This window comes from Devosia sp. CN2-171 (assembly GCF_049354815.1).
Taxonomy (GTDB): Bacteria; Pseudomonadota; Alphaproteobacteria; order Rhizobiales; family Devosiaceae; genus Devosia_A.
The window spans coordinates 1,117,619-1,131,964 of record NZ_CP186479.1; the positions used below are offsets into that span (position 1 = coordinate 1,117,619).

Consider the following 14,346-nt stretch of genomic DNA (forward strand, 5'->3'; position numbering starts at 1 on the left):
CACCGCAATATCGAAATCTTCTCAATGTCCGCACTCGACCTGTTCGCGTCGGCGCTGGGCGGCTTTGTGCTGATCGCGATCATTCTTTTTCCGTATTACAATGAGGACAAGGCGCTGCAGCAGCGCGCGGAGCAAGCCGAAGCGGCGACCAAGGAAGCGACCGAAGCGCAGCAGGCGGCGGAAGCCGCAAAAGCCGAGGCAGAGGAACTGCAGGCGAGCGCCGAGGCAGCCCAACGGTCGGCTGAAGCTGAAGCTGCGCAACAGACCGCGGCAGCGGAGGCGGCGACCGAAGCGAGGGCCGAAGCGGAAGCTAAGGCGGCCGAGACTGCCGAGCAGCTGGAGACCGCGCAATCGGAGGCCGAGGCCGCCATCGCGGCGCAGGGGGTAGCGGAGGCAAAGCTCGGCGAAGCCGCCGAGGTGCAGACCGAGCTCGAGCAGACCGTTGCGGCGCTGCGGCTCGAAGTTGCGCGAACGTTCCTGATCATCGTGGTCGAGTGGGACGCTGACGGAGACGTCGATCTCGCGGTCACAGATCCTGAGGGGAGGAGGTTCTACTTCGGCGCAACGAACCGTGCCGACGCCCCCGAACATCCCAAAGCGTTCCCGGACACGCTGACGGCTCTGACGATCGACAACACCTATGGGCCGGGTATCGAGGTGTGGCAGGCACCCGATGCGAGCCCTGGTGAATACAAGATCGAATACAAGCTTTTCAGACAGCCCGATGGGGGTAGTGGAACGATACCGGTCACCGTTAAGGGCAGTCTGTTCTACCGTAACGGCGTTGAGACAGTTGCGCCCATGGTGATGAAAACGACCAATGAAGTCGTCACCACTATCGTGCGGGTCACCGAGACCGGCACTCTGGAGGTAGTGCAGTGAGCGAGCGCCGGATACTCCACCACACACGGCTGGTCTTGCTCATTCTCATCGCCTGTTGCGTTGCGTCCCCCGCCGGGTCGGCGAGCTACTGGCTAGACCACGGGTTCAAGCGGATCGCCAGGTGTGACGGAGCCACGCAGGGCCAGGACATGAAGTCGGCCAACGGCAACTCCAACCTCATGATCCAGGCCATCATCACCTGTACCGACCTGGGAGAAAGCTACAGGCTCGACTTCAAGTATCTGACGGTGAAGCTGAACCCAGCAATGCCCTTCAGTTCGGCGCCCGACCCGCTGCATTTCGATTGGCTAGGACTCGCGATCTACAAGCCGGCCGATGCCACGGAGGCCACGATCGAATGGCTTTATGAGGAGGCCCTGCCGATAGACGGCGAGTTGCCTCTCAGTTCGCAGAAGTCGATCGCCTTCGGCAACCTCTCCTTCACCTATCCGAAGACGGCCGTCGAAGAGGCGACGCGGTTCACCTTTTTCCTGACGTTCCGTGGCCGGGTGGAGCAGTTCGGCCTACTATGACTCACGCGCGAAACGTTATTGCCGGACTGGCGGTGGCGTTCCTCGCCATCGATGTGGCACTTGCTGCCGGAATCCCGGGACAGCGGCGCACGTACACATGGAATGCGCCGGCGCCGGAACAAATTCTGCCTAATCCGTCTCCGGCAAACGCCGGCCGCAAGCCCGCGCTGGGCGAGTTCGTGCCCACGACGGGGTTCGGCACCGAGGACGTTTTCTCAGGCTATTCGGGCTACGACCGGAACGGCGAGCAACAGGACCTGTCCGGGGCCGTCGCGGTTGGCGGCAGCAGTACCGGGACTGGAGCGCCGATTCCCGCGGATCAGGCGCGACCTCCCGCCGAACCGGAGGAAACGCCCGAGCAGCCGCTCGAGTCGGACGCGCTGGCAGAGCCGCCGGCTCTCGAACCTGCCGTCGATCCCGAGCAGGCACAGCGGGACGCGGCGGCGGCAGCAGCGCGGCAAGAGGCGGAGACTGCGGCGATCGAAGCGGCTGTGGCTGCGGCCGAACAGGCTGCCACCATCGGCAACGACGTCGATGCGGCGCTGGCTGCGCTGGCCGAGGCGCGCACAGCGCTTGCCGAGGCGCTGGCGGCGAACGATACTTCAGGCGCGGTCGAGGCGCTGGAAGCGGCGCGTGATGCTGGCGAGGCGGCGGCTGCCGCTGCTTCGCAGGCTACCGGGATCAGCCAGACGGCGCAGCAGGCGCAGATCGACGCACATGGCGACGATACGGCGGACCACGCCGCGGCCCAGGCAATGGCCGATGCGGCCGACGCGATAGCGGATGCGCAGAACGCGGAATCGCAACTCTCGGACATCGAGGACTCGGTCGCCAGCTACGCGGCCATCGCCTCGGCTGAAGCCGCCAAGGCTGCGAGCACAGCACGTGACACAGCGCAGACATCGGCAACCTCCGCCGGGGCAGCGGTGGATTCCACGACCTCGGCAGACAGCGCGCAGTCAGCCGCCGATGCCGCGGCCCAGGCGGCCACCGCGCAGCAGGCCGCGGCAAGTGCCGCGCAGCAGGCGACAGACGCTGCAGCACAAGCCGATGCGCTGGCGAGTGCCTTCGGTTCCCTCGCCGCCGGCAGCGCGGACATTGCGTCGGATGCGGCGGCGGCGGCGCAGGCAGCAGTGGATGCTGCGGAGTCGTCGGCGGCTGAAGCGCAACGGGTGGCCGAGCAGACGGCCGCGGCCGAAACTGCCAGCGCCCGGGCCTCGGGGAATGCAGCGGCGAGCTCAAGCAGAGTTCAAAGCGCGGCTGAGGCCGCGGCCGAAGCTGCGGCAAGCGCGGCGGCGGCGACCAGTGCGGACGTGGCCGGCAAGGTGGCTGGACAGAGCGATGCAGCGCTGGCTCAAGCGACCGGCGCGGCGCAGGATGCGCAGGCGGCGGCACAGGCCGCAGCCGATCTGGCGGCGGCGCATCCTAATAACACGGCCATTGCCGAGAACGCAGCAGCTGCGGCCGGTGCGGCGAGTGCTGCCAGCACGTCGTTGGCAATGGCGAACGATGCAGCCGATGCAGCGCATGCCTCGGCAGAACAGGCGGCGGCAATCGAGTCGTCTGCTGCCGACGCCGCCGGCAACGCCGAAACCGCACTGAGCGACGCTCAGGCGGCGCGCGAGGCGTTCGATGCCGCGATGGCCGACGCCGCCGCGGCGACCGATGCCGCTGCACAGTCTGCCGCCCTTGGGGCGGCGAATGCAGCGCTCGAGACACTGAGCGGCGCGGCAGCCGCGGCACAATCGGCGGCAGATGCCGCATCGGCGACGGCCGGCGGTGCACCGGGAAACACTTCGGCAGCCGGCAGCGCGAACACTGCGGGCGCTGCCGCGGCACAGGCGACCGCATCGCTCGGAGCAGCACAGGAGGCCTATGAGGGGTTCGACCCCGACGGCGGTGAGGGCGCCGGTGCTGGCGTGGGCGAAGGCGCGACGGAGGAGGACGTCGCGGAGGCCGCGCCGACAGAGACCATTCCGGAGGCGCAGCCTGCCCCGGCTGCCGAAGCTCCGGAGCGGACCGCGACTGCGGAGTCGGAGCCGAGCATTTCGATCCCCGGCGTAGTGGACCCCGATGGCGGCAGCGGCGGACTGCCGGGCTGGGGCGACGGCGGCGAGCTCACCGACGAAGATCGGGAGATGCTCGAACAACTGGTCGCCAGTACCCCCGAGCTGGGACAGATTCTCAGCGAACTGATCGCTGTCGGCCCGCCGCCGGACCTGGGCAGTAGCGAAAGGTCCAGCGGCTTCGGCTCGCTCCAGGGCCCGGGCGACGGCGGCTGGGAGTATTCGGCGGGCGGCCTAGGCGGCTCAGGTGGCGTCGATTTCTCCGACGCGCCGGCCGGGGTCACAGGTGATTTTGGCGACGGCTCCGGATCGGGGTCGGGCAATGGGTTCGGTGGTGGTGGATCGGGATCTGGGTCCGGTGGTGGCTCGGAAGGCAATGGTTCAAGCTCCGGTGGATCAGGCGGCAATGTCATCGGTTCCGGAGGCTCCGGCGGGGGGGTTAGTTCGAGCGGTGGCTCTGAAGGCTTCGGGTCCGGCGGTTCAGGCGGTGCACTTGGCTCCGGCGGCGGCTCTGCTGGTGGGTCGAACTCCGGTGGTTCGAGCGGCATCCGAGGTACGGATGGCGGATTTGGCGGAGCCGGTGGCGGAGGACTAGGGGGCGGTGCCGGCGGCGGCTTCGGCGGCGACGTCGGGAGCAGCAGCTTTGGCGACGGCGGTGGCGGAAGTGATCTCGGTGGCCGCAGTGAGTTCGCCCAAGGCGGCGACAGTAGCGGTAGCGGATCCGCCGACTACGACGACCACGAGCTCGTAAACGGCAACGGCTCGGGTGGTGGCGGAGGCAATCTCGGGGGCGATGGCGACTCCGCAGGAGGTGGTTCAGTAGGCTCGGGCGGCGGCGGAAACTCCGGCGGCTCTGGCGGTAACGGCTTCGGTGGGGACGGCGGTAGCTTTGGTGACGGCGCCTCGGACGGTGGTTCGGGTGCTGGTGACGGTGGTTCCGGTAGCGATGGCGGGGGCTTTGGCGGTAGTGGCGCATCTGATGCGGGCGGCGGCTCCGGAGGCGATGGCTCAGGTTCAGGCGGCGGCAACGGAGGAGAGGGTGCCGGGATAGGCGGCGGTGGCGATGGCTCCGGCGGGACCGGTTTCGGTGGGAATGGCGGCGGCTCTGGTGGTGGCGCCGCGGGCAGTAGCTCCGGCGTTGGCGACGGTGGTTCCGGTGGAGATGGCGGGGGCTTTGGCGGGGGCAGCGCATCCGGTGTCGGCGGCGGCTCCGGAGGCGATGGTTCAGGCTCGGGCGGCGGCACCGGAGGAGACGGTGGCGGGATAGCAAGCGGCGGTAGCGATGGCTCTGGCGGCAGCGGCTTCAGCGGGAACAGTGGCGGTTTCGGTGACGGCGGTGGCGCTGGTGGCGCGGGTGGTTCCGGTGGGGACGGCGGGAGCCTGGGTGGCGGCGGTTTTGGCGGTGATGGTGGCGGTTTTGGCGGTGATGGTGGTGGCTTTGGCGGTGATGGTGGCGGTTTTGGCGGTAGCGGTGGTGCCGGTGGAGACGGCACCTTCGGCGGCGGCAACGGTGGCGGTGGCGCAGGCGGCTTCGGTGGTGATGCAGGTGGGCTCGGGGGCCGCGGCGGGATAGCAGGCGGCGGCGATGGCTCTGGCGGCACCGGTTTCGGCGGGAGCGGTGGCGGATTTGGTGAGGGCAATTCGGCCGGTGGTTCCGGCGGCAGCGGTTTCGGCGGGAGCGGTGGCGGATTTGGTGAGGGCAATTCGGCCGGTGGTTCCGGCGGCAGCGGTTTCGGCGGGGGTGGTTCCGGTGGAGACGGTGGCTTCGGCGGCGGTGGTGCTGGCGGGTTAGGTGGTGATGCAGGTGGCTTCGAGGGCGGAGGCGGTGGCTTCAGCGGCGGCGGGGCCAGCGGCTCGTTCGACGACGCCGGTGGCGGCGATTCCGGTATGGCTGGCGGTGGCGCGGCTGCGCCTGCGCCCGAAGCCGAGGAGACAATGCCGCCTGACACCTCGACGGAACAGATCGACGATGGCCAGCAGCAGGTCGACGAAACCGGCGACGAGCAGATCGCAGGCGAAGCAGGCGGCTCGGACGCTGGCGACGAGGGAACGGCGTCGTCCGACGCCCCCTCGGGGGCAGATGGTAATGGCGGTACCGGTGACGACCAGGGCTCCGGTAGCGACGATGGTACCGCCGGCGGCGATGACGGCGCGGGTGGTGGCGGAGACGATGGTGCGAGCGGCGGTAGCGCCGATGGCGGCAGTGGCACCGACGACGGCGCTGGGACAGATGACGGTAGCGCAGGGGATGCCGGGGGTTCGTACACGGGCGGCGACACCGAGGAGAGCGGCGGCAGCGGCGAAGTCGGTGGCAGTGGCGACGACGGTGCGTCGGGTGACGGCGCGGGCGCCGAGCAGGGCGGCGGGGGGGAAAATTCAGGCTCCGGCGCCGAAGGCGATGGCGGCACGGGTGCGGAAGACGGTGGCTCGGATGGCGGCGGTAGCGACGCAGGAGCCGATGACGGTGGTGCCGGTGGGGACGAGGGCAGCTCTGGTGATGGCGGAGACGGTGGCAGCAGCGGCGGTGAAGAGCAGCCTGCAACCGAGGATCAGCCAGCTGTCGATGCGCCGGGGCAGCAGGCCGAGACGCCGCCTGCTGCCGAAACTCCTGCCGAGGGCACCGATGCGCCGGCCACGCCTCCGCCGGCGGAGGCGCCCCATCCGCTGACGCTGGGTGAGTACAAGGCGAAGACCGCGACACTGTCGAACCGGAGCGAGGCGTTCGGCAACTATGCCGCCATCAAGCGCGGCGAGATGAGCGTCGACAGTCTCTCGGGCGAAGCGCGTGCCGATTACGACGTGATCAAGGGCCTCGACGACCAGGTAGGCGGCGAACTCGAGGCGTTCCAGAACTCGACGGTGGTCGTGCAGCGGGACGGCTTGACCGAGGCCCAGTCCGACATCGCCCGAATGGACGGCGAAATCCGGCAGGCGAGCGGCAAGGCGATCATCGTGGGCACTGTCGCCACCGTCGGCCAAGCTGCGTCAACCGTCGTCAATGGGTACGCCGTAGCGGTGCCGGGGGCCGGAGGTAAGCTCAAGGAGGGCTACGATCGTGGTCTTGAGATCGTCAATCAGGCCCAGCAGATCACCGGGCAGGGTGCGCCGGAAGGTGGACCGTCCGGCGACCCGCAGCGCGACCGGCTCGCGGCGACCTATGAGAAGTTCGAAGGAGCCGCTGAGATCACCCACGGCGAGAAGGGCAAGGAGATCATGCACGAGGCCACTCAGGCGGGCCTCGCCATGTACGATGCGGACAAGCAGTGGGAGAGTGGCGACAAGGTCGGCGCGGTCAGCAGCTACATGAAAGCGGTGGGCCACAGCATTAAGGGCTACGGCATTTCGACGGGCAGCGACCGGGTGAGCGCCCTGGGTGATGTCGGAGTGAACGCCGGCGCCACGCTTTCCACTGGCGCGCAGGTGAAGCAGTTGGTCGACGAGCGCAACAACATGCTGCAGATGAACAACAACACCAATGCCGGCGTCGTCCGCCGGTACAGCCAGAACATCGACATGCTGGAGGCCGATCGCGCGGCCATGCGCCCCAAGGTCGTACAGAAACCGACGAACATCGTCCCCCTTGATCAAGCTCCTGCGGTGAACCTCAATTGAGAACCAACCTCTATCGTGTGCTCGTCGTCACCGCGGGGCTCCTCCTGCCAACGCTCGGTCATGCGCAGACAGATCAGTTCGTCGTGCGGCAGGACGGGATCGTCGCGAGCCTGCTGCCTTCGGCTGAGACCGTCGAACTCAAATGGTATTTTTCAGCCACGCCGCCGGCCGAGGTCGATGGGGTGACGGCGGAGTACAACGGCCGGCCGCTTACCGCTACGTCGGTGACAGAGTATCCCGGCGAGGCCGACAGTACGGTGGTCCTGTGCATCGTCGATGTGTCGGGCGGTGCGGCGCGCGATGCCGACATTGGCGAGCGCAAAGGCATGGCTGGCACGTTGCTCGCCATGGTGCAGCCGCATCATCGCGTCGGGCTCTACAGCGCAGTTGGCGGGCTTTCGTCCGCCGCCGAAGCCAATGGCGCAGCGATGGTGTCGCTGGAGGCGCTCGCGGCGTTTGGCATCAGTGAGCAGGTTCCCGATCTAGGCAGTTCGATCGGCAAGGCCATCGAGATAGCGACCAGCATCGAGACGACCCGCCGCGGCATTGTCCTGTTCACCGACGGGCACAGCAATCCTGCGCCGGATTTCGCGGCGCTGAGCGAGGCGGCACGGGCGGGGCACGTAAAAGTCTATGTCTACTTGACGCGCGGCAACGATCCGACGGGCGCTGATGCCTGGAAGAGCTTTGCCGAGGGAACCGGCGGCGGCTTTTACACCGGAGACGAGGCCATAGTCGCCTCTCTCACCGACCCTTTTGAGCTGCTCGACAGCGGCGCGACCGCGGAGATTTCGCTCGCGGGTGCGGTGCACTATTTCTGGGAACCCGCCGGACCCGTGCACGTCACGGTCAGCTATGGCGACCGCGACATGCATCTCGAGGCGCCGGTCACGGTGCCGGAGGCCGATCTTGGGCAGACGACTGCTTACGTCTGGGAGCACTACGGCAACACGATCGGTTTCAGCCTTGCGGCTGTCGGCTGGTTGCTGGCGCTGGCCCTGTTGCCCTTCGCGTTCCGCAAGCGGCGCCCTGCTGCTGCAACTGCCGCGGAGGTCCACTCGGCGCCAGCGAAACCGGCGGGCCCGCTGAGCAAGTCCGGGCCGACCCAGCCCCTGCCGGAGAACCGGACCTACCGCCTCACCTGGGCCGATCCGTCGAGCGGCCAAAAGACCGGCTTTGCGGTGACCGGCGCGCGCGTGACGGTTGGCCGCTCGCGCGACAACACCATCGTGATCGCAGGCGACACAGTGTCGGGGCATCAGGCGGTGTTTATCCGCGGCGAAGCCGGCGCCTACAGCGTGGTCAATCTCTCCGAGACCAATCCGACGCTGGTCAACGAGGAGTCGGTGCAGACCCGCGAACTAAAGGGCGGGGAGCGGCTTCGTTTTGGACTGGTCGAGGCGCTGTTCGAGGTCTGACCGCCCTGCTGGTCGAATGTTGACGATCACAGCGGGAACAGGGGTTCGATTCCCCTTGGGCGCGCCAATTTTCCAAAATCGAGATATCGACAGACGCCCTCAGGGCGTCACCGGCCTTTGTGCGACCGGCAGGCGTGGGGCGTCGTAGAGCCAGGCGAGGCCGAGGCGCTTGCTGGCGGCTTCGAGCAGGAGCGAGCCGCTTACCGAGACGATTACCAGTACCGGCACGATCAGGTAGCGCCAGGGCTCGGCACCCGCGAAGCCGCTGAGCAGTTGGGCCAGTATCGCGACGATCAGGCCATGGGTCACGTACACCGAAAGCGTGTGCTGTCCGATGCGGGCGAATACGTCACGCACCGGCGGCACGCGGATGAGCAGCACGGCTGCGGCGCCGCCGACTGCGAGGCCCAGTACCGACTCCAGGGCGCGCAGCACCCCGTCCGCGAGGCTCGTATCAAGGACCGGAAGGGCGACGTATTCGAGCACCAGGAACGCGGCGAGAGCCGGCAGGCCGATCATCCACGGCCGCGCCGGGATCCACGCCAGCAGTTGCGGGCCGTAATAGGCGCCGGCGAGGAAGAAGAAGAGGTAGACCGAAACGCGGTAAGTCGTGAGGGTCGGCGGAATGACGCCGCCCCAGGTGAGGCAGGCCAGCACGAAGGCGCCAACGAGCGCGGCGGCCTTGTAGCGGTCGGCCGCTTTGGCAATGACGTAGAAGATGGCCAGCGCCCAGATGTACCAGAGCGAGCTCGACGGCATGACCCACATGACCAGCAACTGGGTCCAGTCGTTCCCTTCCTCCGGCGCGCGGACGTTCTCCAGCACCTGGCCGAAGAACACCCAGCGGATCAGGCCCCAGAGGGCGAAGATATAGACGAAGACCCAGACCTTGCGGCTCAGCAGCTCTGGCCATGTCCGCCCCAGTGAGCTCGCTGCCAGTATGCCCGAGATCGCGAAGAACAGGGGCATGCGGATGGGTTGGAGCGCCACGTTGAACGGGCCGGTATAGAGCGGCCGGAAGCCAAGCTCGTATGCGGTCAGATGGGCGTGGAACATCGCCACCAAGACGATGGACAGGCCCTTGGCGACGTCGAGCCAGGCAATGCGTTCCGTGGCTCTCAGGGCCGCCCCCCGCCTCTCAGTTGTTCGCAACGCTAGGTCAGCGCCGGAACCAAGTCCAGCATCCTACTCTGTCGGGTATTTAAGCCCGATCTGGCGACGGACCTCGTCGAGCGCGGCCATGATGGCGACGCTCTCGGCGGGCGACAGGATGTCCCCGGCGGTCTCGCCCGCGGCCACCAGCCGCTCCAGTTCGGCCGCCTGATATTGCATGCCGCGGCCAATGACCGCCGACTGGTAGTCCTCGACCACGGTGTCGGTCGCGTCGTAACGACGGAAGTTTGTCGGCGCGTACCAGACCTTGTCGATCTCGATCCGCCCCTCGGTGCCGTGGATGGTCGCGACGTTGCGGCCGGCCGTGTCGCTCGCCGAGATGGTGGTGGCGATGGCACCGCTGGCATAAGTGAAGACCGTCGCGACGGTGCCGTCGGCGCCCGTCTCCTTCAGCCGCGCCCGCGCCACGATCTCCTGTGGCGGGCCCAGCACGTCGAAGGTGAATGAGATCGGATAAATGCCGAGGTCGAGCAACGCACCGCCACCGAGCTCAAGGGCGTTCAGGCGATGCTTCGGATCATCCGGCAGGTCCTGCGTATGGTCGGCGACGACCGAGCGGATCTCCCCCAGCACGCCCGAGCGCACGATCTCGCGGATGCGGACTATGTGCGGCAGGAAGCGGGTCCACATGGCTTCGAGCACGACGAGGCCCCTGGCTCTGGCAAGGTCGGCCAGTTCCTGCGCCTCGCGGGCGTTGACGGTGAAGGCCTTTTCCACCAGCGCGTGCTTGCCGTTCTGCAGCGCCAGCAGGGTGTTGGCGTGGTGCATCGGGTGCGGGGTGGCCACGTAGATCGCATCGATGTCCGGATCGGCGCACAGCGCCTCGTAGCTGCCGTGGGCCCTGGCGATGCCGAAGCGCTGGGCGAAAGCATCGGCGCTGGCCTCAGATCGCGAGCCGACCGCGGTCAGGGCGTGCCCGTGCATCTGCAGATCCTTGACGAACAGATCCGCGATCCAGCCCGTCCCCAGAATCCCCCACCGCACCTTGCCGGCCATAGCTCTCTCCCGCTGTCGCGGAAGAGGTGTAACGGCCTCTGCACAAAGCGCAATCCGGCGAATGGGCTAGAGGGAGCCGGTTCCGGGAGGCCGGACGCTAGCGGCAGTCGCGTGGCGCAACCGACGCCCCGCTGCCGTTGCCTCGGCCGTCGCGCGGACCAGCCCGCTATCGGCGGAGACCTCCACCTCGACCTCCATGCCGAGATAGTCGGCACGGCTGCCGATGAAGCTGCCGCTCAGCGGCCGCGCCTGCCGGGGTTCACGCGCTACGCCGACGCGGATCAGGTCCTTCGAGCCAACGATGCCGTTCGTTGGGTCGAATTCCACCCAGCCGGCGCCGGGCAGGAACACCTGCACCCAGGCATGCGTCGCCCCACCACCGCGCTTGGCTCCGGGTGCATCGCGCGACGGGACGTAGATGTAGCCGGTGACGAAGCGCGCCGCGAAGCCCAAGGCGCGGCAAGCCTCCATCATCAGCAGCGTATAGTCGCGGCAGGTGCCGGTGCCGGTGGTCAGAGTCTGGATCGGCGGTTGCGTGCCCGGGTCGGTGCGGCGGCTGTATTTCAGGCTCTCGCGGATGCCCATGGTCATCGTCATCAACAGGTGCCCGGTTTCGGTCTCGAGGCCGGAGCGGGTGAACTTTCTGGCGAAAGCCTCGACTTCCGGTGCCGGATGGTGCGGCCGCATGTAGGCCGCGAGATCGGGCAGCGTTTCAGCGTCGTACTCGAAGGGCCAGAGCTTGGCGTGCTGCTCGGTCCGAAAACGGGGCACCATTTCGGGCGTGTGATCGAGAGCGATGCTGCTCTCGAACCGGAGCGTGTCCGCGTCACCGGTGATGGACGCAAGGGTAATGTCATTGCCGAACACGTCGTGCATCCAGCGGACTTCCGCGATCGGTGAAATGATGATCTCAGCAGTCAGCAGCCTCTGGGCGTGGCTGTCACGCGGCCGGAACATGATGCGATGCTCGCCAAAGCCGACGGGGCGGGCATAGCGATAGGTGGTCACGTGGCGAACGGTGAGGACTGTCATGACGCTGCTGGCACTTGTCTGTGTCAGAGCCAAAGTCGCGAACTCGCCTCAGGTTCCGGAACTCTCGGGCCCCCTGTGGTATTGATGCCCATCACGCGGGGTCCACGATGCGATTTTCAGTAGGCTGTGAGCTGCAATACGAGGCTATCACCGAGACAACCCTGATCCTCAACATCGAGGCCCAGCGCTCGAGCGGACAGCGGCTGTTCGAGGACAGGTACACGGGCCCGAGCGGTGACGTTTACGAAGTCCCCGAGACGGGGAACCGGTACCGCCGGCTGATCCTCGCTCCCGGCACTCACAACTTCCGCTACAGGGCCATTGTCGACACCCATCCCGTTCGGAGTATCCCCGACGAGGTGCAGGAGACCCCGGTCGGCAAGCTCCCTTTCGACGTGTTGCCGCACCTTTACGCCAGCCGCTATTGCCCCTCGGACCTGATGGCGCGCTTTGCCTGGCGCCAGTTCGGCAACCTCGGCAGCGGGCACGAGAAGGTGCAGGCGATCTGCAACTGGATCTTCGAGAACGTCGATTATCTCGAAGGCTCGAGCGACGGCAGCACGTCCGCCCACGACACCTTCACCCTGCGCGCCGGCGTGTGTCGGGATTTCGCCCACCTGGGCATCACCCTGACGCGGGCGGTCGGCATACCGGCCCGGTTCGTCTCAGCCTATGCGCTCGAACTCACGCCGCAGGACTTTCACGCCGTGTTCGAGGCTTATCTCGGCGGACGCTGGTATTTGTTCGACGCCACGCGGCTCTGCCCGATCGACGGGATCATCAAGATCGGCGTCGGCCGCGACGCCGCGGATACGGCCTTTGCCACCTATTTCGGCCAGCTCACGGGTCCGCCCAAGGTGGTGACCGTGGAGCGGCTGGGTAACGTGGCGAACCAGGAATGGACGGTGGATGCGGTAAGTCTCTCGCGCCAGTGAGGTTTCGCTCGCCGGGCCCGGACGCTATAGCTCGGGCAAAAGGGGAGGTACTACATGGCCATATCGAGGCAACAGCACCTGTCGGCGAGCGATCGCGGTCAGGCAACGATCACCGACATCAAGGCCATGCGGCTCGAGAACGGCTTCTGCCTCCTTCGCATCGATACCGATGCCGGCATCTCGGGCTATGGCGAATGCGGCGATCTCGACGGCGACCTCGTCCGCGCGTCCGTCCTCACCCACGCCAAGGGCGGCGCCCGCCTGCCGCACCTTCAGCTCGTGGGCAAGGACCCGCTCGATATCGGCGTCCACTACCACAACATGTTCTACGCCTACCGGCAGCGCCCGGCGCATATGATGGTCTGCTCCGGCCTCGACATGGCGCTGTGGGACCTCGCGGGCAAGCTCCTCAACCAGCCGGTGCATAAGCTCCTCGGTGGCGGCTTCCGCAGCGAGATCGAACTCTATTCGCACTGCCCGCATTTCGATCTCACCGATCCCGGCGCGTGGCGCGACGCCGCGGCCGACCTCAAGTCCGATCCGCATGGTTTCAAGACCTTCAAGGTCGATATCCACGACGCCATCGGCATCAACATGCAGGAATACGTGCCGAGCCTCTCGCCCGGCGACATCCGCAACATCCGGCGCTCTTACGAGCTCGCCCGCGAGCATCTGGGCGAGGACATCGACATCATCGTCCACTGCCACAACGAGCTCGACGCCCCCAGCGCCATCTCGGTGGCGGAAGCGGTGGAGGCGATCGATCCCATCTATCTCGAGGATCCGCTGCAGCCGGGCTTCTCCGAGAACTGGCAGGCGCTGCGCAAGTCGACGCGCATCCCGATCATGACCGGCGAGAACATCGAGCTGCCCGAGCAGGCCCTGCCCTTCCTCCAGCACCAGACCGTCGATTGCCTGCAGCCCGACATCGTCAACTCCGGCGGCATCACCGGTACCAGGGCCATCGCCGATCTCGCGTCGCTCTACCGGACGCCGATCACGCTGCACAATGTGAGCGGGTTGCTGCTCAATGCCGCAAGCCAGCAGCTGGCAGCCGCCGTCTTCAACTGCCCCCGCATCGAATGCACGCGCGGCGCGACCTCGCTGCGCTGGGCCGAGCCCAACCCGCTGAAGATCAAGGACGGCAGGATGCATGTCTCGACCGCTCCCGGCCTCGGCGTCGATCTCGATCTCGATTGGCTCGAGGCGCATCGCGCGAAGGGCGAGCCGGTCTGGCGCTGACCGTAACTTAAGAGATCACTTATCTATTGACAGCGATCCGCCGACAGGTTACTTAAGATCATGCTTAAGCAATCCGCCGAGCCGCTCGATCTCATGTTCCAGGCCCTCGCCGACCCCACCCGGCGACGGATGGTCGAGCGGCTGACGCAGGGTTCGGCGTCGGTCAGTGAGCTGGCCGCGCCGTTCGATATGAGCCTTCCCGCCGTGGTCCAGCACCTGCAGGTGCTCGAACAGAGCGGGCTGGTGACAACGCAGAAGGTCGGCCGGGTGCGCACCTGCACCATAGATCCTGGTGCGCTCAGCTTTGCTGAGAAGTGGATCAACGACCGGCGCATTGGCTGGGAAAGGCGTCTCGACCGGTTGGGCACGTTTCTCGACAGCCTGCCCGACGATCCTGACAAGGTCGCCAAGTAGCGGCTCGAACGAAAACAGTTTTGACGTACCGACCCGGGCCTGG

10 protein-coding genes are annotated in these 14,346 nt (G+C 67.0%); 7 read left to right on the forward strand and 3 right to left on the reverse strand.

All coding sequences use genetic code 11. The features are described from left to right. Positions 1–24: 24 nt before the first annotated feature. Genes ACOYW5_RS05675 through ACOYW5_RS05690 form a run of 4 tightly spaced genes read left to right on the forward strand, consistent with a single transcriptional unit; the run spans position 25 to position 8,511 of the window. Positions 25–882 carry a hypothetical protein gene (locus tag ACOYW5_RS05675; protein WP_423068279.1) on the forward strand — a complete coding sequence of 286 codons (858 nt, stop codon included), beginning with the start codon at positions 25–27 and terminating at the stop codon, positions 880–882. Further along, entirely contained in the window at positions 879–1,415 is a 537-nt protein-coding gene (locus ACOYW5_RS05680; protein ID WP_423068280.1) for a hypothetical protein, read from the forward strand. Before ACOYW5_RS05675 ends, ACOYW5_RS05680 begins: the two co-directional genes overlap by 4 nt. Further along, positions 1,412–7,093, forward strand: a complete 5,682-nt coding sequence (locus ACOYW5_RS05685) for a hypothetical protein (RefSeq protein WP_423068281.1) — start codon at positions 1,412–1,414, stop codon at positions 7,091–7,093. The genes ACOYW5_RS05680 and ACOYW5_RS05685 overlap by 4 nt, the downstream gene beginning before the upstream one ends. Then, the gene (locus tag ACOYW5_RS05690; RefSeq protein WP_423068282.1) at positions 7,090–8,511 is read left to right on the forward strand and encodes an FHA domain-containing protein; all 1,422 of its coding nucleotides are present in this window, start codon (positions 7,090–7,092) and stop codon (positions 8,509–8,511) included. Before ACOYW5_RS05685 ends, ACOYW5_RS05690 begins: the two co-directional genes overlap by 4 nt. Before the next feature lie 99 nt (positions 8,512–8,610). Here ACOYW5_RS05690 and ACOYW5_RS05695 read toward each other — a convergent pair whose 3' ends face one another. The 3 genes from ACOYW5_RS05695 to ACOYW5_RS05705 form a co-directional block, all read right to left on the reverse strand. Further along, positions 8,611–9,663, reverse strand: a complete 1,053-nt coding sequence (locus ACOYW5_RS05695; RefSeq protein ID WP_423068283.1) for an acyltransferase family protein — start codon at positions 9,661–9,663, stop codon at positions 8,611–8,613. A gap of 33 nt (positions 9,664–9,696) precedes the next feature. Next, on the reverse strand, positions 9,697–10,680 hold the full coding sequence (locus tag ACOYW5_RS05700) for a Gfo/Idh/MocA family protein (RefSeq protein WP_423068284.1): 984 nt from the start codon (positions 10,678–10,680) through the stop codon (positions 9,697–9,699). A gap of 66 nt (positions 10,681–10,746) precedes the next feature. Next, positions 10,747–11,712, reverse strand: a complete 966-nt coding sequence (locus ACOYW5_RS05705) for a transglutaminase family protein (RefSeq protein WP_423068285.1) — start codon at positions 11,710–11,712, stop codon at positions 10,747–10,749. 107 nt (positions 11,713–11,819) lie between these two features. Here ACOYW5_RS05705 and ACOYW5_RS05710 point away from each other — a divergent pair, with 107 nt between their 5' ends. The 3 genes from ACOYW5_RS05710 to ACOYW5_RS05720 are packed head-to-tail and all read left to right on the forward strand — an operon-like array spanning position 11,820 to position 14,303. Further along, the gene (locus tag ACOYW5_RS05710) at positions 11,820–12,647 is read left to right on the forward strand and encodes a transglutaminase-like domain-containing protein (RefSeq protein ID WP_423068286.1); all 828 of its coding nucleotides are present in this window, start codon (positions 11,820–11,822) and stop codon (positions 12,645–12,647) included. A 54-nt stretch (positions 12,648–12,701) separates the two neighbouring features. Further along, positions 12,702–13,889 carry a mandelate racemase/muconate lactonizing enzyme family protein gene (locus ACOYW5_RS05715; protein ID WP_423068287.1) on the forward strand — a complete coding sequence of 396 codons (1,188 nt, stop codon included), beginning with the start codon at positions 12,702–12,704 and terminating at the stop codon, positions 13,887–13,889. Positions 13,890–13,949: 60 nt separating this feature from the next. Further along, positions 13,950–14,303: an ArsR/SmtB family transcription factor gene (locus ACOYW5_RS05720; RefSeq protein ID WP_423068288.1), complete on the forward strand. Its 354-nt coding sequence runs from the start codon at positions 13,950–13,952 to the stop codon at positions 14,301–14,303. Positions 14,304–14,346: the final 43 nt, after the last annotated feature.